The organism is Nostoc sp. (genome assembly GCF_036917935.1).
Lineage (GTDB): Bacteria > Cyanobacteriota > Cyanobacteriia > Cyanobacteriales > Nostocaceae > Nostoc.
Genome location: NZ_JBALEL010000052.1, coordinates 57741 through 79628 on the forward strand (window position 1 = coordinate 57741; position 21888 = coordinate 79628).

Genomic DNA, 21888 nt, shown 5'->3' on the forward strand with positions numbered 1-21888 from the left:
TTGTTTTTCAAATGACAAATGACAAATCACAAACATCATCCTTCACGTCTTACGGGCAAAGGAGCAGGTTGAACTCCAACTTGGACAATTTGCCCATTGCGTTCCACTTCTATTGGTAACTTTGTACCGATTTTGCTCTTTTCTACTAGCTTTTGTACTTCTTCAATTTTAGTAACAGGCTGGCGATTAATGCTTTTAATCACATCACCGACTCGTAGTCCAGCCGCAGATGCAGGCGATCGCGGCACAATCTCAACCAGCAAAACGCCCTCATCGGCTGTAAGATTTAAGCGATCGCCAGCTACATTTTTGATTCTTTCTTTATTTTCTGGTGTCAATGTCACCATCTGAACACCCAAATAAGGATGATCCACCTTGCCTGTAGCAATTAATTCCTGGGCAATTTTTTGCACAGTATTAATGGGGATAGCAAATCCCAAACCTTGAGCGCCTCGAATAATCGCTGTATTCATCGCAATCACTTGACCACGAGCATTGAGCAATGGGCCACCAGAATTGCCAGGGTTAATCGCAGCATCCGTTTGGATGTAATCAACACGCTTGTCACTAGCACCAATATCGCTACTAGAACGACCTGTAGCACTAATAATTCCAGAAGTAACGGTATTATTCAAGCCTAATGGATTACCAATGGCAATTACAGCCTCTCCTGGTTGCAAAGCATCGGAGTTACCCACAGCTAGAGTTGGCAGATTATTCGCATCAATTTTGATCGCAGCCACATCCGTTACCGGGTCTTCACCCAAAACTTTACCATCAAAAGTCCGGCCATCTTTAAGTGTAACAGTCACTCTATCAGCACCGTCTACCACATGGGAATTGGTCACAATTTGACCTGAAGAATTAATAATAAATCCAGAGCCACTACCCCGCTCTACGCGTTGTCTAGGCTGTGGCGTTGCGTCTCCAAAAAACCGCCGGAAAAATGGATCGTTGTTAAATTCGTCTGGTACGCGAGAAGTGATTGTTCGGGAAGAATCAATGCGAACTACCGCAGGCCCCACCTGTTGCACTACTTTCACCACAAAATTAGGATCTCCAGACGAAGAGAAAATCGGCGGGGGGACAATTACCGGATTAGGTTGTGTTGTCTTTTGAGCTTCAGTCTCGCTTTGTTGAGTCTCAAAGGTCTTAGCAGGTAGAAGAGAGCAGCTCGCCAGGAACACCACTGCTACCCCTGAGAGCATCCCCAGAATATTATCTGCTCCCCATCTGTGGGGCAAACGCCTGGTATTAATCTTTTTGGGCGCTGAGTGATGGTTTGTTGTCTTCATGTGTCGTTGCTGCTCCGTGTCAGTCAGTGGGTGTTAGGATCTTGCCTACTGGGTATGTCCCAAAATGATTACAACTTAAAAGCTTATTTTAGGTCTAGCGTGTCTCAATGCTAAATTAGTGCTTTCTCTTCTATTGTGACGATTAGCAGCAAAGCTGGTGGATAATGGAAATTCCCATAGAAAGTTTGTGGAGTCAGGTACTAGAGCGCCTAAAGCTTGAACTATCCCGACCTACCTTTGAAACTTGGATCAAAACTGCTAGTGCGGAGCGATTAGAAAATAATTGCTTGGTTATCCGCACTCCTAACCCATTTGCTCGTAATTGGTTACAGAAGTATTACATAAATACTATTGCTCATGTAGTGCAAGATATTCTCGGTCATCCCGTAGGAATTTACATTACCGTTGCTCAAGGTGATGAAGTTTCTCATTTTAGTGAACGAGAGGTTTCTTGGGAATCACCAAATCCCAGCAGTATTTCCAAAGCTGTTCCTAATCACAATCATAAAACTACTGACTTAAACTCTAAATATGTCTTTTCGCGATTTGTAGTTGGTGCTAACAATCGCATGGCTCATGCTGCTTCTTTGGCAGTTGCAGAATCTCCAGGTAAAGAGTTTAATCCTTTATTTTTATGCGGTGGTGTAGGTTTAGGTAAAACTCATCTTATGCAAGCTATTGGTCATTATCGCTATGAAATTTGTCCTGATTGTAAAATATTTTATGTTTCTACTGAGCAGTTTACGAATGATTTAATTACAGCGATTCGCAAGGATAGTATGCAGAGTTTCCGAGAGCATTATCGAGCCGCTGATCTTTTATTAGTTGATGATATTCAGTTTCTTGAAGGGAAGGAATACACCCAAGAAGAATTCTTTTATACTTTTAATACTTTACATGAAGCTGGTAAACAAGTTGTCATTGCTTCCGACCGTCCTCCTAACCAGATTCCTAGTTTACAAGAACGTCTTTGTTCTCGGTTTTCTATGGGGTTAATTGCAGATATTCAAAAGCCTGATTTAGAAACTAGAATGGCAATTTTGCAGAAAAAAGCTGAAGATGAAAATATTTGTCTTCCCCGCGACGTGATTGAGTATATTGCTTCTAACTATACTTCTAATATTCGAGAATTAGAAGGAGCTTTAATTCGGGCGGTGGCTTATATTTCTATTTGGGGCTTACCGATGACGGTGGAAAATATCACACCAGTTTTAGAACCGCCTAACGAAAAAATGGCAGCTACCCCAGAAGCAATTTTAAAGGTGGTAGCGGATAATTTTGATGTTTCAATAGACGACCTAAAAAGTAACTCGCGACGAAGAGAGATTAGCTGGGCGCGTCAATTAGGGATGTATTTAATGCGCCAACATACGTCTCTGAGTTTGCCGAGAATTGGTGAGGAGTTTGGTGGCAAAGACCATACAACGGTAATCTACAGTTGCGATAAAATTACCCAACTTCAGCAGAGCGATCGCACTTTAGCACAAACACTACGCCAACTGAGCGATCGCATCAATATGACTAGCCGTTCTCAAAAACCATCGTGAAGATTTATTTTAAGTTTTCCACAAGCAGCAGTCTGAATTATGAGTTTTGACGGCTAAATAATTAGTCGATAATATTAAGTAATGTATAAAAATTGATTAAATTTAACTTAGATTATGGAAAAAACATTACTTTTTGTGCGGAAAACTGGGGAAAACTTGATTTTTTCCAGTAAAACTTAATTAAGTATAATTACCTTGTAGAAAATTGCCTGAGTTTTTCCACAAGTTTTCCACAGGTAGTTAACTTACCTAATATCATATCCGATTTAACACTCGCATCCTCCCTGCCACTTAGAGATTTCAGCCTAGCCACAAAGTAAAGGAAGTGCAATATTATTTATAACAGGTACGATGTTTTCTAAACTGATTTTGCTCGCTACCATTTATACTTCTCAGTTTATCCCTGCTACATTCTTCATCCAAGCCTTACCTGTTTTTATGCGACAACAAAAAATGTCCCTGAATGTGATTGGATTTCTGGGTTTGTTAATTCTTCCATCAGGGTTAAAGTTTCTTTGGTCGCCATTAATTGACCGCTACCGCTTAGGTAAGTTAGGATATTATCGCGGTTGGATTATTTGCTTTCAATTATTGCTAACCCCGCCACAGTTAGGATACTGAAAAATTGTACTGATAGCTATATTTTTCCCAAGTTATTGATGAATTTTGGCGATTAATTGCAATGCCAAAAACGAGTGTCCGCCCAATTCAAAGAAGTTATCATTGATGCCTAGTTGATTAATCTGGAATACTTCTGCCCAAATTGATATTAGTGTTTCGTCAGTTTGGTTACGTGGTAGTACCAAAGTTTTTTCTAATTCTGGTGTTTTGATTGGTACAGTAAGTGCTTGACGATTCACTTTACCATTAGCTGTGAGTGGCAATAATTCTAACAGCATAAAGGTAGAAGGTATCATGTATTCTGGTAACTTTGTTTGGAGAAAATCACGTAGTTCACTAAGAGGATGTTTGAAAAGTGGTCGGCTGTGATTTTAGGCACTTATCGATCCCCCCTAGCCCCCCTTAAAAAGGGGGGAACCGGAATCAAAGTCCCCCAATTTATCGGGGGATTTAGGGGGATCTAAGAGTATTTGATACATCACTAAGGACTTTTCAAACAACCTCTAAGATTAATTTCCGAGATTTTCTCAGATTTGGGGACTATATAACCTATCAGTGACCTATTGCCTTGTTCTTCTAGCACATTAGCGATCGCTTCTTTAATTGCGGTATGTTGTTGCAATTATGATGGTAAGTAGGTGGGCGGGAAAATTTATAACTATGTCATTGCGTTCGCCCTTGGCGTTCCCGCAGGGTACGCAACGGAGTGGAGTGAAGCAATCGCAAGGTTTTCACCGTTTTTACTTTTCGTTATTTGTGTATTGTTAACGGGAACAATAAAAAATAAATGCTTTTACATAAATGTTTAACCGCGCAACGGCTTTCACTCCATCAAAACTCAAGTCTGCGATCGCCTGCGATCCCCTGATAGTTAAACCGGATACGACGGTGATGGACGCGATCGCCCTAATGATCAGCGTGCCGACTATCTATAATACCACGAAAACTGCGGATGGGCAACTGGATGAACTCTATCTAGAGTCCCGCTCAAGCTGCGTGTTGGTAGTGGAAGACGGGCAGTTGCTAGGCATTTTTACAGAGCGGGACGTGGTGCGCCTGAGTGTCCAGCAGCGTTCTCTGGAGAATCTAGCGATTCGGGGGGTGATGGTACATCCAGTTATCACCCTGCACGAATCTGCTTTTACCGATTTATTTTTTGCGATTAATCTGCTCCAGCAGCATCAGATTCGCTACTTACCCATCCTGGATGAGCAGGATCGCCTGGTGGGGCTGGTGACTGACGAAAGTCTACGGCAAATCTCCCGCAATATAGATATTTTGCGCTTAGAAGCAGAGAAAATCGAAGTATTGGAAACCCTTAGCGTTGCACTAGAACAACAAGTTGAAGCCCGAACCATCGCCCTGAAAGCTAAGGCAGAGCGGGAGAAATTGGTAGCAGCGATCGCTACCCAAATCCGATCCTCCCTGAGTCTGCAAACCATTCTGGAGACGACTGTAGCACAGGTGCGGCAATTGTTGGGCTGCGATCGCGTTAACATTTGGCAGTTGAATGGAGATTGGCAAATGATCGTCGTCGCCGAGTCCACCAACTCCTCACTGTCACTGATGACCGAGCAGATTAACGATACCTGGTTTCACCAAGACTGCACGCAAATTTATCGCCAGGGGCGGATTCGTGTTGTGCCGGATATCTACACGATCGAAATGTCAGATTGTCACCGCAATATGCTAATCCGCCTTCATACCCGGGCTAAAATTTTGGTGCCCCTCCTGTGCGGCGATCAATTCTGGGGTTTCCTCAATGCCACCGAAAGCCAGCACGCGCGGGAGTGGTTGCCGGAAGAAGTTGAACTGCTGCAAGCCTTATCAATGCATCTGGCGATCGCCCTTGGGCAAGCCATTACATACCAAAAATTGCAAGAGCAACTGATCGAGCGCCAACAAGCGGAAACTCGGCTGCGGGAGAGCGAACAGCGCTATATCACATTAACCACCTCTGCCCCCGTGGGGATTTTTCGCACCGATGCGGCTCTTAATTGCACCTATGTCAACGATCACTGGTGTCAGATTGCAGGACTCACCCCAGAAGCCGCCACCGGAGACGGATGGCGACAAGGGTTGCACGCCGACGATCGAGACATGATCGCGGCAGAGTGGTATCAATCTGCCCAAGAAAACCGCTCTTTTCGCCGAGAGTATCGCCTTCAACGCCCCAATGGTACAGTGATTTGGGTTTATGGGCAGGCGGTGGCGGAGCAGAATGCCGAGGGGCAGGTGATTGGTTATGTGGGTACGATTACTGACATTAGCGATGTCTACGAGGAGCTACGCTTACGCAAACGGGCGGAATTAACACTGCAAAAACTAGTGACAGGAACCGCCGCCGTCACTGGAGAGGACTTTTTTCCAGCCTTAGTACGCCACATTTCCGAAGCGTTAGATGTTCACTATGCCCTCGTCACCGAACTGGTGGACGACAAACTCCATACGCTAGGATTCTGGGCAAATGGAGCCTTACAGCCGGAAATTTCCGACCATCCGGCTCGCACTCCCGGCGAATATGTTCTCAGAGATGGGGAATTTTACTGCCAAAGCCAAGTTCAAGAACTCTTTCCTGACGATTCCGACTTGGTGATCATGCAGGCAGATAGCTATCTGGGCATTGCCTTAAAAGACGATCTGGGCAATGCGATTGGCAACCTTTGCATTCTAGACGTGCAGCCCTTGGGAGAGGGGAAACGCGCCGAAGCGATCGCCATTCTCCAGGTATTTGCAGCACGGGCAGCCGCCGAATTGCAGCGTCAAGTCGCAAATAATGCACTACATCGCTTGAATCAGGACTTGGAAGTGAGGGTAAAACAGCGAACTCAAGAACTCCAAGCGCGAGAGGCTCAACTGCGCGATCTCTTCGACAATGCCACCGATTTGATCCAAAGCGTTTCGCCCGACGGTCGGATTTTATTTGTGAATCGGGCATGGAAAGAAACCTTGGGATACAATGATGCCGATTTGGAGCAGTTGTCTATTTTCCAGGTTATCCATCCCGATGACCTTGGGTATTTCCAGACAGCGATCCAAAGCCTATTTACTGGCGCACTCAGTTTAGATATCGAAACCAGATTCCTGACCAAAGATGGCAGAGAAATCATCGTCGAGGGGAATATCAATTGTCAGTTTCAAGATGAACAGCAGATTGCCACGCGGGGGATCTTTCGGGACATTACCCAGCGCAAACAAGCCCAAGCGCAACTCCATAAACTATCGGAGCGCCTCGCCTTGTCCCTGAAATCTGGGGCCTTCGGCTGTTGGGACTGGGATATTTTACAAAATACCATCCTTTGGGATGAGCGGATGTACGAACTGTATGGTGTCACAAAACAATCTGATTCCCCTGTGTTTTACGACATTTGGGCAAACAGTCTACATGCCGATGACCGCACTGCCGCCGAAACATTAGCCCAGCAAGCCGTTTTAGGACAGGGAGAATACGATACCGAGTTTCGGGTTGTGCATCTCGATGGAAGTATTCACTTTATTAAAGCCTATGGGGTGGTGGTGCGAGATGCTCAGGGCAATCCTCAGAGCATGATTGGAGTTAACTTTAATATTAGCGATCGCAAACAAGCCGAGAAAACCATTGGCCAACAGGTCGAACGAGAACAACTGCTGCGAGAAATCACCCAGAGGATTCGTCAATCCCTAGACCTCCAGACCATTTTCGACACCGCTTGTCAGGAAATCCGCTCAGTGATTCAGGCCGATCGGGTGGCCATTTTCAAATTTTATCCCGAATCCAACTTTGATGATGGCGAATTTGTGGCTGAATCAGCTGTAGAAGGGTTTTCCTCAGTGGTGGCGATTCGGGTACACGACCACTGCTTTGGCGAAAACTATTCATCCCTCTATGCCTTGGGTAGGTCTTATGTTGTCGATGATATTTATAACGGTGGGATGACAATCTGCCACAGTGACATCCTGGCTCAGTTTCAGGTGCGTGCCAATCTGATTATGCCATTCCTCTGCGGTAATAAGTTGTGGGGCTTGCTGTGCGTCCATCAATGTGCGACAACCCGCCACTGGCAGCAGTCTGAAATTGACTTTACCCTACAACTTGCCAACCAGTTAGCGATCGCCATTCAACAAGCGAATCTCTACGAGCAAATTCAGTCGGAACTATTGGTGCGGCAGCAAGCCGAAGCGAGAATTGCCCTGCAACTGCGACGAGAACACGCCTTGGGGGCGATTATCCAAAAAATTCGCCAGTCGCTAGATATCAACGAGATCCTGGCAACGGTAACTCAGCAGGTCAAAGACGTGATGCACAGCGATCGCGTCATCGTCTTCCGGCTCTTTGCTGACGGCAGAAGTCAAATTGTCGAAGAAGCCTTATCTGATGAGTTCCCCACCCTCAAAGACCGCCACTGGGATAACGAAATGTGGTCTCCAGAAATCCTCGATTGCTACTGGCAGGGCAAGCCGCGCATTGTCCCCGATGTGATGAACGATATTTGGACGGATTGCCTGGTGGAATACGCAATTGAAGGTCAAATCCAGTCGAAAATTATCGCACCGATTTTACAAGACGTGCGAGGCAGCGAAACCCATCGCTGGGCTGCCCCTTGGCAAACTAACAAGCTGTGGGGGGTTTTGGTTGTCCATGCCTGCCAAGAAAAACGAGTGTGGAAAGACTCCGAAGCGCAACTTCTGCAACAAATTGCCAACCAGTTAGCGATCGCCATTCAGCAAGCGAGTCTTTTTGAGCAATTACAGCAAGAACTCGCAAAAGGACAGCAGGCAGAGGCAAAACTAACCGAGAGCAATCAACAACTGGCAGTTTCTAACCAAGAACTCGCCCGCGCCACCCGTCTCAAAGACGAATTCCTGGCGAACATGAGCCACGAACTTCGCACCCCCCTCAACGCCATTTTGGGCATGACCGAAGGGCTAGAAGAGGAAGTCTTTGGCATCGTCAACGAGCAACAACTCAAAGCCTTGCAAACCATTGAGGGCAGCGGCTCTCATTTGCTGGAGTTGATCAACGACATCCTGGATGTGGCAACCATTGAAGCCGGACAGATTAAACTGGAATTCACCTCAACTTCGGTGGCTGATCTATGTCAATCCAGTCTGGCGTTTATCAAACAGCAGGCATTCCAAAAAGGGATTAAGGTTGAAATCAAACTTCAGCTGAATCTACCTGACCTGCTGGTGGATGAACGCCGCATTCGCCAAGTGTTAATTAACCTGCTTAACAATGCGGTCAAATTCACCTCAGAGGGGGGACGCATTACCCTAGAAGTTGCTGAACTTTCCCCCGACACTACCGATTCCTCAGAGCAACACTTTCTGCGAATTGCCGTGAACGATACAGGCATCGGCATCTCGTCAGAGAATATCAAACAACTATTTCAGCCCTTTGTCCAAATCGATAGCGCCCTGAACCGTCAATATCCGGGTACAGGCTTGGGACTGGCATTGGTGAAGCGGATTGTCCAACTCCACGGCGGTAGGGTGGGGCTAACCAGTGAATTGGATGTGGGCAGTTGCTTCACGATTGAGTTACCCTGTACTCCCGGTTCTCCCTTCTCGCCGGAATTGACGGCAGGTAATCAACCCCCTGCTATTCTCAAACTGGATTCTCCTCCTGCCAACGATTCGCACCCTGCCCCCCTGATCTTGCTAGCAGAAGATAACCAAGCCAATATCAGTACAGTTTCTAGCTACCTCGGAGCCAAGGGCTATCAGATTCTATTAGCAACAAATGGTCAAGAAGCGATCGACCTGGCTACAACTCACCAGCCTGACTTAATTTTGATGGATATCCAAATGTCGGGAATCGACGGTTTAGAGGCAATGAGACAGATTCGCCTCGATTCTAACTTGATTGATATTCCGATCCTTGCCTTGACAGCGTTAGCCATGACGGGCGATCGCGATCGCTGTTTAGAAGCAGGAGCCAACGAGTACCTAACTAAACCCGTGAAACTCAAGCAACTGGCCACCACCATTCAACAGCTTTTAATCGGAACAAAGGCTAACAAATGAATGGCACTAAGAAAAGATATAGCCCTTGCCCTAACTGGTTCCCAGCCTCCAGGCTGGGAACCGATTCTGGGAGGGCTGCCGCCTCCAGTAGCTTGACGGGAGGCGGAGCCTCTTTGAATACATTCCCAGCCTAGAGGCTGGGAACGAGGCGACACATGCCTTTAGGCTTTTATTAATGCCATTCGGCTAACAAATAAATAATGCCCTCTATTTTAGTAATTGACGATCAACCCGATAACTTTGATGTGATTGAAACCCTCTTAAGTAAGCAAGATTATCTGCTACACTACGCTGCCAGTGGTCAAGAGGCGATCGCATCTCTCAACCTATTTCAGCCAGATGTGATTTTGCTAGACCTAATGATGCCGGGAATGGATGGGATAGAAGTGTGCCAGCGAATTAAAGCCATGCCGCAATGGCAGCCAGTTCCGATCATCATGGTGACGGCTCTCACCGCCAAAGAAGACCTCGCTCGCTGCCTAAAATCAGGTGCCGACGACTTCATTAGTAAACCCGTTAATGCTGTCGAATTGCGGGCACGCATTCATTCAATGCTCAGGATTAAGCAACACTACGACAACATCCAAACTTTATCGAATATCCAAGTAAGTACGATCAAAGTCTTGGAAAGCACACTGAATGAACTGCGCGGCAACTTGGTTTCTAGTTTACCCCATGAACTCAATACACCACTAAATGGCATTGTCGGAACCATCAGCCTACTCATCGAAGATATTGACGACATGGATACTGCCGAAATCCGTGAACTTTTAGGCATGGCAGATCAATCCGCCCGTCGTCTAGAACAATTAACCAAACAATTCTTGATCTATTTAGAACTAGAGTTATCAACACACCAGCAGCAAAACATCGAACCTCAGTCAACTCACTTTTCAATGGCAGCGATTGAAGCGGCTTTGCAATCTCATCCTCAAAGTGTTAATCGCAGCAACGATTTCATCTTTGCAATTGAGGAGGCTGATGTGTCAATATCGGAGCGATATCTAGCGATTATCCTCGATGAATTAGTTGGTAATGCGCTCAAATTCTCCCACAATGGGACAGCGATTAAGATCAGTAGTCAGGTGGTGGCAGGAATGCTAAATCTCTCCGTCCATGATTTCGGATGGGGCATGACAGAAGAACAGATATCTAAAATTGGTGCTTTCATGCAGTTTGAACGCAAAACCTACGAACAGCAGGGCACAGGTATGGGCTTAAAGCTTGTCCAAAAAATCCTCGAAGGTTGTGGTGGACAGTTCTCAATTTCAAGTGTCTATCAGCAAGAAACAACGGTACATATTAAAATGGCACGCTTGTAAAGCCGAAACACTTGTGGTTTAAGCAGTTTGCAATTGGATCAAACATCAGAGTTTTTCGATGAAGTGTAGATAATCAATCGTATTTTAGCGTCGGCGTAGCCCACCGTAGCGATCGCAGGTTTTTTGCCTAACCTCACTTTGGAGCGTTGCTCCCTTTGACTTGTAGGTAATTTTTTTTAGCAACCAGTCCTAAGAAGTTTAACTGACTGCGGAGTATTATCCAGATAATTGAGCGATATACAACGCGAGTACGCTGGACGTTTAATCATGCTTTCGAGTAAAATACGGTAAGTGCATCGCCTTACGTGCTTTTATATGTAAAACTGTAGAAAAACCCAGTTAGAAGTTGATTTGAGCAGAGCGACTGACCAATAAGCAGTTATCAAAGTCTATTTCAGCTAAATGCCAGTTGTCATGCTTACAAAAACTTCCAGACAGGTTTTAAGTTGTCGAGGAATCCTTGAGAAACACAATAACTTGCCATCACTAGCTCTGTCTACCACTGGGCTATAGTTTGGCTGACTTTCAGTTCTAGCTGCTCGTAGTTAAGTCAGTGAACAGTTATCAACGCTTCGTTTGGGGATTTAAACCCTAACCAACGCGGCTCACTTCTAAAAGTGGGAGATTCAACAGGACTCTGATAACTGATAACTAATTGTTGAAACCCCCGAAGAGTATGGACTATTTATTACTACCGTTCTTAAGCTTTTTTGTTGGCATCATCGTTGGTTTGACGGGAATTGGCGGAGCCTCGCTGATTACGCCAATGTTGATTTTTGTTTTTCAGGTTCCGCCTTCTATCGCTGTGAGTTCTGATGTTATGGCCGCCACCTTGATGAAAATTGTTGGTAGCGTCAAGCATTGGGAACAGAAAACCCTTGACACAAAAGTTGTCAAATGGCTAGCCTTCGGGAGTGTTCCAGGCTCACTGTTCGGCGTGGGGATTTTGCACCTGATTAAACGTACAGGTGAGTATAATCTGGATAACATCTTGCTGCGTTTGCTTGGCGGGATGATTTTACTAGTCACAGTGTTAGCACTAGTGCAATTGTTGTTATTGACTTTTTTCCCCAAATTTAATTTACCCGAACTGCCAAAATTAGACTTAGAAACTAACTTTGGTCGCTTTTTGACAATCACTTTGGGAGCAATTTTAGGCTGTTTTGTCGGTCTAACCAGCGTCTCATCAGGTTCAATGTTTGCCCTAGTGCTGATTGGGTTTTTCCGTCTTGATGCACGGAAGTTAGTGGGTACAGATATTTCACACGCAGCAATTTTACTGGTGTTTACAGCCCTTGGTCATCTCAGCCTGGGAACAGTTGATTGGAGTTTGGTACTACCTATCTGGCTAGGCTCTGTGCCTGGGGTGTTACTAGGCGCTAAAATCTGCCAGATAGCTCCGCAACGCCCACTACGGTTTATTATTTACGCCATTTTGATGATGGTAAGTTGGAAATTAGTTCATCAGGTGTAACCAATTTGAGATTTTCAACCCTAAATCCAGCATCCCACATTGATTAACTTCTGACCCCAGGTAGTAGAGTAAATGTACCTCGCTCATACATAATGAACAGACCCAAGCCAATTAACACAAAAGGTACGACAGCTTGACCGTAGCGACTTAAAATATCAGCAATGGTAGGTTGACGGCTTAAAAAATAAGCGATCGCACACCAAACCCCTACCATGATAAAAAATATACTTAGAATTACTCCCAAGCTGGCAAGATTGTGACCAGCGAATAAAGGGATATATATACTAATATTGTCACCACCATTAGCGATCGTTACTGCTGCCACTTTATAGGTTTGGGGGTGCAAAACGCTCAAAATAAAAGACAATACCGGGTTAGTCGGTGTAGACTGCCTAAAATCACTACTGACTGTCTGAACTGTTGCAGCTTCTTCTTTTCTAGATATTAATTGTTGAATACCAATTGCTATTGGTAGCAATCCTAGCAATCCTATCCATTCTCGCTGTACAACCAATCCCCCAAAAAATCCTGGTAAGCTAGCGATGATAATGGCTGTAAAACCCAGATATTGACCAAGTAAGATATGCCGCCGCCGAAAATTCCCATCTACCTGTGAAAAAAATATTAACAAGATAATGATGTCATCTATGTTAGTGGCGATGAAGGCAATTATCCCTTCACTGAAGGCTGTCCCTAGCTGACTCATGCTCGATTTTTAGAATCTACGATTTACCACCATACCAAATTAACTAATTCGTAATTATTGAGTTTAAGTCCCCCACTCTCCACAGAAAGCGCGAGAATGCATCTTATCTACAGCTTTGGTAGTTTCAAGTTGAGTATGGGAATACTTATAAATAGAGGTTTAATAGTATCGGGCTAATACCAATATGTTCGGACTTGAAAAAATAACACCAGAAAAAATTCTAAAAGCAGGACTGATTGGCGCTGGTGCTTGTGTTGCTGCAATAGCAGCACCTATAGGAGTAGTAGCAGTTGTAGGAATTACAGTTGCAACGGCTGCTACAACTTGGGCTGCTGAGAGTATTGACGATGAACTTAAGCGGAAAAATGACGACGAAAATAAAAGCTAATTCGCCTATTTAAATTAGCTTCAGTTTATTGTCATATAGCAAGTAATATAGCGTTTACTAAGCAACTGAACTACACCCAAATCTTGTTTAACAAGGTTAGTAGCTTTGAAAACGTACCTCACAAGGTCAGTAAGAGGATGTTTGAAAAGTGGTTGGCTGTGATTTTAGGCACTTCTAGATCCCCCCTAACCCACGCCAGTCGCTCATGGGGGAAACCCCATCGCTTTTAGCGTCTCCCCTTGGGAGAAGACCGCGCTGGCTCCCCTTAAAAAAGGGGGGCAACCTCTCTCAAAGTCCCCCTTCTTTAAGGGGGATTTAGGGGGATCTCAAAGTATTTGCTACCAAGAAGAGGACTTGTTCATTCATCCTCTAAGCGCTATAAACCCTTGCATAGTACGGACAAGATTTTGAATTGGGAATACTAAAATTACTTCATTGAAAATAAATTTATGGGGATGATTAATACAGGTTTTTTAATTGGAATGACCTTTAAAGAAGGTAAAAAATACGTAGAAGATAATGGGGAAAAATTGGCAGAATACAAAATTTATGGAGAAGTCGCCCAAGGCACTATTAGAGTCATCGTAGAAAACGGAATAATAATCGAAGTTATCCAACCCTAACCCCACAACCAACACAACAGCCTCCCTAGCTCAAAACTACGGGAGGTTTTGAATTAGACTAAATAATACTTAAACAACAAACCAAGTTTTAGTGATAAAAATACCCAGGAAATATGAGCGAGTTAGTTACTGCAATTACTACAGGGGCGATCGCGTTCATTGCCACTAACATTGATGATATTGTCATTCTATTGTTGTTTTTTTCTCAAATAAACGCTAACTTTCGCCCCCGGCATATCGTTGCTGGTCAATTTCTAGGTTTTACGGTTCTGTTAATCCTTAGTCTTCCGGGTTTATTTGGTGGGTTAGTTTTATCAAAAAACTGGATTGGATTACTTGGTTTACTCCCAATGTCCATAGGTATCAGTAGCTTAGTGAATCGGGAAGAAGATTCATCAAAAGAAGTTGTAGTTGCAACAGAAGAAGGTGAAGCATCAACAATTCCTAGCTTTTTTTCTCCCCAAGTTTATAGTGTGGCAGCCGTTACAATTGCCAATGGTAGCGATAATATTAGTGTCTACGTACCTTTATTTGCTAGCAGCAACTTAGAGACTTTTTTGGTAATTATTGGATTATTTTTTCTATTATTAGGAGTTTGGTGCTACGTTGCATACAAATTAATTAACAATAGAGTCATAGCTGATGTATTGACTCGCTACGTTAATCATCTTGTGCCTTTTGTTTTGATCGGATTAGGCGCTTTTATTGTATTAACAAGTGAAGCTTTGAGCTTAATAAAGCTAGCTGCTAGTTGTATCTGTTTGATGATTTTGGTGAAAAATAATCAAAGTGTCGATGAAATGGGCGAAAATTCTAATAGATAACAAAGCCAATTTTAGATTTTAATTTAGAGGATTTTTTAAAAGTCCTCTTGTCGGTAACAAAACATTTTAGATCCCCCTAAATCCCCCGATAAATTGTGGGACTTTGATTCCGGTTCCCCCCTTAAAAAGGGGGGCTAGGGGGGATCAATAAGTGCCTAAAATTACAGCAAACTACTTTTAAAACATCCTCTTAAATTAAAAATCTCAAATCTCAAATCTAAAATTGGTATGCGGAATCAAACTTTACTCAACCACTCATTCTCGTCTGGGTCTTTGAACAGTGAAGTACTGAGGTAACGTTCGCCGAAGCTAGGCTGGATCATGACGATGAGGCGACCTGCATTTTCTGGCCGTTGTGCCACTTGAATAGCCGCGTATAAAGCAGCGCCAGTAGAAATCCCCGATAGTAATCCTTCTTCTTTTGCGAGGCGACGGCTGTAAGCGATCGCTTGCTCATCCGCTACCTGAATCACTTCATCTACCAGTTCTGAACGGTAAATTGCTGGGACAAATCCCGCGCCAATACCCTGGATTTTGTGAGGCCCTGATTTACCACCTGTTAATACCGGACTATTGCTGGGTTCAACTGCGATCGCTTGGAAACTCGGCTTCCGTCCTTTAATAACTTCTGCAACTCCGGTAATCGTCCCACCAGTACCCACTCCCGCCACTAGAATATCTACCTCTCCATCGGTATCATTCCAGATTTCTTCGGCTGTGGTTTCGGCGTGGACTTTCGGGTTAGCAGGGTTGCGGAACTGCTGCAACATATAAGCATTGGGCGTTTTAGCTACAATCAGCTCTGCATGAGCGATCGCCCCTCGCATCCCTTCTACCCCTGGCGTTAACTCTAATTGAGCGCCATAAGCTTTGAGCATGGATCGTCTTTCCTGGCTCATTGTGTCAGGCATCGTTAGAATAAGATGATAACCCTTGGCGGCTGCTACCATCGCTAGCGCAATTCCTGTATTTCCAGAAGTCGGCTCTACTAAAACAGTTTTTCCGGGGTGAATCAAACCTGCTTCTTCTGCCGCTTCCACCATACTCGCGCCAATCCGATCTTTCACAGAAGATGCTGGATTCATGCTTTCTAGCTTCACCACAATCCGAGCAACCGCTCCTGAAGCTTGGGGAATCTTGTTTAATTGAACTAAAGGAGTTCGGCCGATTAACTCTGTGATATCTTTCGCTATCCGCATGTGGGTACTCCGTCGTGTCTAAATATAATACATTGGACTCTGCTGGGCGCGAGTTTCTCTTTCCTCGCACAAGTCTTGAAGTGTATAACGACCCAAAACTTCAATTGAGGCAGCGTTAGCTTGCTCCCAAACTTCATAAACCAGAGTCTTTTCTAGAGTCAGAGAGTTAGAGGTATCTTTCTCTTTCCGCTCGCCTTCAACCAAAGTGACAATTTCAAGTATTGTAATCTGCCAAGGTTCACGAGCTAAAACAAAACCTCCTTTAGAGCCGCGTTGACTCTGCACCACACCAGCACGCCGGAGGTTGGTCAAAATTTGTTCCAGATAGCGCTCAGGTATGGGTTGTTTGGCAGTGATCTCGCTCATGGTTAGAGGAAGTTTTTTTCCGTGGTGGCTTGCCAGTTCTAAGAGTGCCAGCAGCGCGTATTCCACTTTGGAAGACAGATCCAAGAGAGCGTAGTTTTGGCTATTCAAGACTGTACTCAATATACTACGGTGAATTGAGGGACTTATCGCAGTTTACGCGAAATTAATTTTTTCCAAGTGTGGAATGTGATAGCATCCCACTTATTACCCACAAAAACACTATACCCTATCGACTTACCGTAGATTTTTTCTTAGACAATTCCCATAAATGACTTAATCTTTTTGTGGGAATTATCCGGAGTTTCTGTTTTCAGAGCCTCACTTACCAACGAAAACCCCAACAGAGTATGCTACTAACTGATTTGCGAACCATTTTTGAGCGTGACCCAGCAGCCCGTAACTGGCTAGAAGTATTGTTCTGTTACCCTGGACTTCATGCCCTAGTGTTTCATCGATTGGCGCACTGGCTGTATAAAATTGGAATTCCTTTTATACCTCGATTCATCTCTCATATTAGTCGCTTTTTAACCGGAATTGAAATCCATCCTGGGGCATTAATTGGTCAGGGAGTGTTTATTGACCACGGCATGGGAGTAGTGATTGGTGAGACTGCGATCGTGGGGGACTATGCCCTGATTTATCAAGGTGTCACCCTTGGCGGGACTGGGAAAGAAACCGGCAAACGCCATCCTACTTTAGGCTCTCATGTAGTTGTAGGAACGGGTGCAAAGGTATTGGGAAATATTCAAATTGGCGATCGCGTCCGTATTGGAGCCGGTTCTGTGGTGCTGCGAGATGTGCCCAGTAACACTACTGTAGTTGGCATTCCAGGGCGCGTAACTCGTCAAAACAACTCGTCTAGCAACGTCCTGGATCATGATAAAGTACGCGACGTAGAAGCTGAAGTCATCCGCGCTTTATTTGAACGTGTCAAGGCTTTAGAGAAAGAGTTCGAGCAGTTGCAAGATCAATCAAGTTCGTCCCCAACCGAGCTTGGCGACGAACCAACCGACAAACCTCAGAGCAAAAATTCTGATGGGATAATTGAAGATTTTCTGGATGGTGCGGGAATTTAAGGGAACTCCAAGAAATAAATTATCTAATATTGTGGGGTGGGCCGAAAAGCTTGCCCTATGGACTGGGCGGGCTTTTCGGCCCACCCCACAAGAGTTAATTGGATACTTTTTATTTAGGAAGTCCCTAATTTAGAGAATTGGACATTGGGGAAGAGGAGGCAGGTAGCGGTAGCAAGTCCGCGTACTCTTACAGGGAAGCAAGCTACGCTTTTAGCGTCTGTCTGCGACACACTGCGCGAACGTAGAGAGCGTCATTTTGAATTGATTTCTCCCCTGCTCCCCCTTTTAAAATACCCATAGATTCTTAGAACCTGATATAAATGTAATACTACGGTTAGTTTATCGGAGAATAGTTTTACGTAATATGGTGTCTTTGTACACAAGCTTATCCAGTTCAAGCAGTAATAATACTAAGCAACTTTTTGCCCGTAGGTCATTTCTGCCAGAGCATCATAACGGCCTTTGGAAGATTGAAACGGGTTTTGTCAGGACTTTTACCTATCTGGAAGATGGTACAACTGTCGCACTGGGATTGTGGGGCCCTGGAGATGTAGTTGGTAAGAGTTTGTCAAAAATAGAACCTTATCAGATGGAATGCCTAACTAAAGTGGAGGCGACAGTCTTACCTTTAGAGGAGTGGACTCAACTAACAGAAACTCTACTTGCCCATATCCAACAGGCTCAAGAATTGATGATCATTCGTAGCCATAAAAAAGTGGATACTATGCTCATCAAGCTGTTGGCATGGTTATCCAAAAAGTTTGGTTCGGAAGTTGAGAAGGGACGTTTAATAGATATGCGTCTGACTCATGAAGACCTCGCGGAAATGCTCGGTTCAACTCGTGTTACCATCACTCGTGTTCTTGGGCAATTTGAGCAAGAGGGCTTGATTAATCGTCTTTCCCTGCATCGAATTGTGCTGCGAGAAGAAGAAATTTGGTACTACGAAATTTAGATGATTTCAGCAAAACCAGCTATCGCCGTCAGCATTCGGTTTGCCCACAATTCTAAGATTCAAGGATTCTAGGTAAGCTAAACCGCTAGAAATTTGTGGCACTGTTCCCCGCAGTTCAATGTCAAAGCATCCTTCTCCATCTATATTTGGTTGTAGCATAGCCTTGGTAATATTAACTACCAAGCCGTAAGCAGAAATTAACTGCGAAATCACAGGCGCTTGCAGATAGCATTTAGGAATATGTATCCGCAGACGAATCTGAGTGACTTGGCTTTTTTTATAAACTGAAGAAACCAGTGATAATCTGGTTTGAGAATTGGTTTTTTGGTTATTTAGTGCTGCCATTGGATAGTGATAATTTTATTAATTAGCGTAGGCGTAGCCCGTCGTAGACATTGCTATAAACGCTAGACAAATCCACCCAAATCGGTAGCCCCAGTTTTTCTAAATAACTCAGGCTAGAGTAGAGTTGCTTTGTTGTCCCCCACAAATCCAAGTCAAACCAGCCGTCATCTTGCGTATCGGGTTGAAGTAAGGCACTGGTGATATTGACTGTTAGTCCATAACGAGAAACTAACTCGGAAATTACCGGTTCTTCGTAATAAGATTTTAAGACGCACAGTTGCAAACGCAATCGATTGGTTTGACCTAGAGAAATCCACTGCTGGAATTGTTCTTGCCATTTATTTGTCAGCCATGCAGAGTCTTTGGAACTCAGTTTGCTAGCTGGATTTGGGAAAGGTAGAGAGTGCTGGTTGGGTTGAATCTGGTTAGCGATGTCTACGACGGGCTACGCCTACGCTAGTTGCAGCAAATTTACTCCCAATCCTTGTAAGTAAGATAGGCTATTTGTCAGTTTTTGGGGATTTCCCGAAAGTTCCAAATCAAACCAGCCATCGCTGTCACTGTCTGATGTCAGGGATGCAGCTTTGATATTGACGGTTAAACCATAACGAGATACCAGTCGGGAAATTACAGGTTGCCTGTTATACCTTTGAGGCACGAGAATTCGACTGTGGATTGAAGCGGGTTCTATAGATTTACTCTGAGACATCAGATTAGTTCCCAATAGTAATGCCTACGGTGGGCTGCGCCTACACAATTTTTTGGTTCGGCAGAGATTCTTGCTGATGCCGTACCCCTAAAATTAAACTGTGGGTGGTTGAATGTCAGCCTCATAGAAATTTTCATATTTTTGGCTTTGATTAAACTACGGTAACTTTATCGATTTAATGCATTTAATTGTTATGTAAAGGAGAGTCCCACAAAGACCGCAAAAAAACAATGAGCAAATTCACGTAAATTATACTCACTTTATTTAGATTAATTTTAGTCTAATACGGTTGATATTTTAGGTAACCTGGTGTATGTATATTTCAAGAGGCAGTCAGGTTTCAGCAATCCATGTGTAACTACGTGGGACTTAGGCTGCCGAACTGCTGACTGTGAGACTTGTCGTTGGCGCAGCCTTTCGTAGAGAAGAAAAGTTTTCATTCATCCTTCTTTCCTCCAGCAAGAACTGCCATCTCTTGTAAGAAGTAGAACGGCGTTAATAATTAAAGGTTTGTACTATAGCGGTTCTAGCCCTACTTTGAGAACTAAAACCTTCAAAGTGGAGCCAACTTCGGTTTATTTACATTGCGTAACATACTTTAATTTATTCCCGCCTACTGACTTAAATACTTTTTGGTACTTCAGCTAATTATTAACAAACTAACAAGTTAACACTGACGCGATCGCAGAAACTTTAAACTTTAAGTTCATATCCTAAAATTAGCTTGCTCTCTAGCCTGTTAGGATATTAATCAGCATCGGATAGTGGGTTAAGTTTTGATTATAAACTTTGATGATTAATATTACTAAGCTTAATAAAATTGACTTTCTAGTTTTGATTGGGATTGTGATTATTGGTCTTATACATTTACCTTTTCCATTTGACGGAGATCAAGCATTTTTTAGGCTAGGTGCTTTGGAGATGCAACAAGGAGAGGTGCTATATCGTGATTTTTGGGATGTGAAGCAACCGGGGATTTTTTGCTTTTACTTTTTGGCGGGGACTTTCTTTGGGTTTAATGAGATTGGCATCCATCTCTTTGAACTTATTTACATGGTGTTTCTTTCTATAGTATTGTTGCTAAGTCTCAAAAGCTATTTTCGGCATCGGATAATCGCCAGTCTAGTACCTTTGTTAACGGTTGGAGTTTACTATACTGTTTCACAGCCTTGGCATCTTACTCAAGTAGAAGCGCTGGTTAGTTTTCCTTTATTTATTTGTATTTGGCTGACTTATCTATCTTGTAAATATGAAGGAAAGCAAAGATTTTTTATACTTTTACTGTCAGGATTTATTGGTGGAATTGTCCTGATATTTAAATTAATACTTTTACTAATACTACTATCAATTTGGCTGACTATTTTAATATATTCTGTGCTAATCAAACGGCAGAAAATTCCCCAAGTTTTTGTAGAAATCTTTATTCCACTTTTTCTAGGGATTATATTTCCTCTTTTATTTGTTATTAGCTATTTTGCCTGGTTTAATAGTTTACCAATTTTGTATCAGACATTCTTTTTATATCCACCTCGGATTGTTGCTAATTTCCCATTTGAACCAAGTGGGCTTTTTCCGGGAATAAAATGGTTCTTAAATAGTTTTTACCCTCTAATTTTAGCTGCGACTGTAGCAGTAGATGTATCATTGCGTAAGTCTAAGAATATATTGACTTTGCTACTTGTTGTTTGGTGTATTTTTGCTTGGGGTGTGATTGTTCTACAACGTGGGGCATTTTGGGAATACCATTATTTACTATTATTTGTACCTTTAGGCATTTTAGCAACTAAAGGATTAGATGTTTTATGGGAGTCTTTAAAAAAATTGAGTTCCCCACTTACTACAATTCTGCTTATATTTTTGTTTTTCTTACCTTTATCAAACACTCTGATAAAAAAGAGCGTTGTTCTGGTTAATAACAACTTTGCTTTAACTGAAGATACACGATTTAAATATCAGACTTTTTTTAGAGAAAAATATCCATCTCTTCGTTCAGAGGCTGACTTGATCTCCCAGCCAGGTAGTCTTCCTGGTAAGATTTATGTAGCTGGCGATCCATCTATTTACTACTTTTCTGATCGGACTCAGGCAACATCACTACGTGGTTGGGCACTTGAATATTTTCTGCCTGAGCAATGGAAAAAACTTCTAGAGGAATTAGATTCATCTAAGCCTCCTTATATCTTTATTGATTATATTCAGCTGCCTACTATCAAAGAAAATTTCCCAAAGATGCTGGAATTTGTTGAGCAAAAATACCGTATTTTACGTCAAAATGATCACGGTATTTGGTATATCCTTTTGTAGACAACCCACTACAGCAATCCTGAATCATTCATGAGAAACCAGATCCTCGATAACTTTTACGAAATCGGGGATCTGCGAGATAAGTAAACTGTTTGTGTTGCTATATAGCGGTTCTCAGTTGAGTGAGG

The 21888-nt window shown here is 43.4% G+C and carries 16 protein-coding genes and 2 pseudogenes; 11 read left to right on the forward strand and 7 right to left on the reverse strand.

The features are described from left to right. Window positions 1–35: 35 nt before the first annotated feature. Window positions 36–1295 (reverse strand): HhoA/HhoB/HtrA family serine endopeptidase, encoded by a 1260-nt coding sequence (locus V7K62_RS22625; RefSeq protein WP_334868038.1) that lies wholly within the window; start codon window positions 1293–1295, stop codon window positions 36–38. A 164-nt stretch (window positions 1296–1459) separates the two neighbouring features. On the opposite strand from V7K62_RS22625, the gene dnaA reads away from it, so the two are divergent. Both dnaA and V7K62_RS22635 read left to right on the forward strand, forming a co-directional pair. After that, window positions 1460–2842 (forward strand): chromosomal replication initiator protein DnaA, encoded by a 1383-nt coding sequence (dnaA, locus tag V7K62_RS22630; RefSeq protein WP_334868040.1) that lies wholly within the window; start codon window positions 1460–1462, stop codon window positions 2840–2842. Between the two features lie 351 nt (window positions 2843–3193). Beyond that, window positions 3194–3439 (forward strand): annotated as a pseudogene (locus V7K62_RS22635) (MFS transporter); the annotation flags it as partial. 56 nt (window positions 3440–3495) lie between these two features. Here V7K62_RS22635 and V7K62_RS22640 read toward each other — a convergent pair. After that, the gene (locus V7K62_RS22640) at window positions 3496–3759 is read right to left on the reverse strand and encodes a phosphopantetheine-binding protein (protein ID WP_334868042.1); all 264 of its coding nucleotides are present in this window, start codon (window positions 3757–3759) and stop codon (window positions 3496–3498) included. A 505-nt stretch (window positions 3760–4264) separates the two neighbouring features. On the opposite strand from V7K62_RS22640, the gene V7K62_RS22645 reads away from it, so the two are divergent. The 3 genes from V7K62_RS22645 (at window position 4265) to V7K62_RS22655 (ending at window position 12265) form a co-directional block, all read left to right on the forward strand. After that, a complete protein-coding gene (locus V7K62_RS22645) occupies window positions 4265–9469 on the forward strand; it encodes a GAF domain-containing protein (RefSeq protein WP_334868044.1) in 5205 nt (1734 codons plus the stop codon). 200 nt (window positions 9470–9669) lie between these two features. Beyond that, on the forward strand, window positions 9670–10791 hold the full coding sequence (locus V7K62_RS22650) for a hybrid sensor histidine kinase/response regulator (protein ID WP_334868046.1): 1122 nt from the start codon (window positions 9670–9672) through the stop codon (window positions 10789–10791). 676 nt (window positions 10792–11467) lie between these two features. Beyond that, window positions 11468–12265 (forward strand): sulfite exporter TauE/SafE family protein, encoded by a 798-nt coding sequence (locus V7K62_RS22655; protein ID WP_334868048.1) that lies wholly within the window; start codon window positions 11468–11470, stop codon window positions 12263–12265. Between the two features lie 43 nt (window positions 12266–12308). Here V7K62_RS22655 and V7K62_RS22660 read toward each other — a convergent pair whose 3' ends face one another. Beyond that, window positions 12309–12971 (reverse strand): cadmium resistance transporter, encoded by a 663-nt coding sequence (locus tag V7K62_RS22660; RefSeq protein WP_334868050.1) that lies wholly within the window; start codon window positions 12969–12971, stop codon window positions 12309–12311. 184 nt (window positions 12972–13155) lie between these two features. Between V7K62_RS22660 and V7K62_RS22665 the strand changes: the two genes are divergently transcribed. The 3 genes from V7K62_RS22665 to V7K62_RS22675 all read left to right on the forward strand — a co-directional run bounded on the left by V7K62_RS22665 (window position 13156) and on the right by V7K62_RS22675 (window position 14806). Next, a complete protein-coding gene (locus V7K62_RS22665; protein WP_334868052.1) occupies window positions 13156–13359 on the forward strand; it encodes a hypothetical protein in 204 nt (67 codons plus the stop codon). Between the two features lie 449 nt (window positions 13360–13808). Further along, on the forward strand, window positions 13809–13982 hold the full coding sequence (locus tag V7K62_RS22670) for a hypothetical protein (RefSeq protein WP_334868054.1): 174 nt from the start codon (window positions 13809–13811) through the stop codon (window positions 13980–13982). A gap of 113 nt (window positions 13983–14095) precedes the next feature. Beyond that, window positions 14096–14806 (forward strand): cadmium resistance transporter, encoded by a 711-nt coding sequence (locus V7K62_RS22675; RefSeq protein ID WP_334868056.1) that lies wholly within the window; start codon window positions 14096–14098, stop codon window positions 14804–14806. Window positions 14807–15042: 236 nt separating this feature from the next. On the opposite strand, the gene cysK is transcribed toward V7K62_RS22675, so the two are convergent. Beyond that, window positions 15043–16005 carry a cysteine synthase A gene (gene cysK / locus V7K62_RS22680; protein ID WP_334868058.1) on the reverse strand — a complete coding sequence of 321 codons (963 nt, stop codon included), beginning with the start codon at window positions 16003–16005 and terminating at the stop codon, window positions 15043–15045. An 18-nt stretch (window positions 16006–16023) separates the two neighbouring features. Next, window positions 16024–16506: an RrF2 family transcriptional regulator gene (locus V7K62_RS22685; RefSeq protein ID WP_334868085.1), complete on the reverse strand. Its 483-nt coding sequence runs from the start codon at window positions 16504–16506 to the stop codon at window positions 16024–16026. Window positions 16507–16718: 212 nt separating this feature from the next. Between V7K62_RS22685 and cysE the strand changes: the two genes are divergently transcribed. Together cysE and V7K62_RS22695 are read left to right on the forward strand one after the other, a co-directional pair. Next, entirely contained in the window at window positions 16719–17447 is a 729-nt protein-coding gene (gene cysE / locus V7K62_RS22690; protein ID WP_334868060.1) for a serine O-acetyltransferase, read from the forward strand. A gap of 364 nt (window positions 17448–17811) precedes the next feature. Beyond that, a complete protein-coding gene (locus V7K62_RS22695; RefSeq protein ID WP_334868062.1) occupies window positions 17812–18402 on the forward strand; it encodes a Crp/Fnr family transcriptional regulator in 591 nt (196 codons plus the stop codon). 6 nt (window positions 18403–18408) lie between these two features. On the opposite strand, the gene V7K62_RS22700 is transcribed toward V7K62_RS22695, so the two are convergent. Together V7K62_RS22700 and V7K62_RS31620 are read right to left on the reverse strand one after the other, a co-directional pair. Then, complete coding sequence (locus V7K62_RS22700; RefSeq protein WP_334868064.1) at window positions 18409–18747, reverse strand: NIL domain-containing protein; 339 nt, start codon at window positions 18745–18747, stop codon at window positions 18409–18411. Between the two features lie 22 nt (window positions 18748–18769). Continuing rightward, window positions 18770–19456 (reverse strand): annotated as a pseudogene (locus V7K62_RS31620) (NIL domain-containing protein). Between the two features lie 792 nt (window positions 19457–20248). Here V7K62_RS31620 and V7K62_RS22715 point away from each other — a divergent pair. Then, window positions 20249–21760: a hypothetical protein gene (locus tag V7K62_RS22715; protein ID WP_334868069.1), complete on the forward strand. Its 1512-nt coding sequence runs from the start codon at window positions 20249–20251 to the stop codon at window positions 21758–21760. Window positions 21761–21888 lie beyond the last annotated feature (128 nt).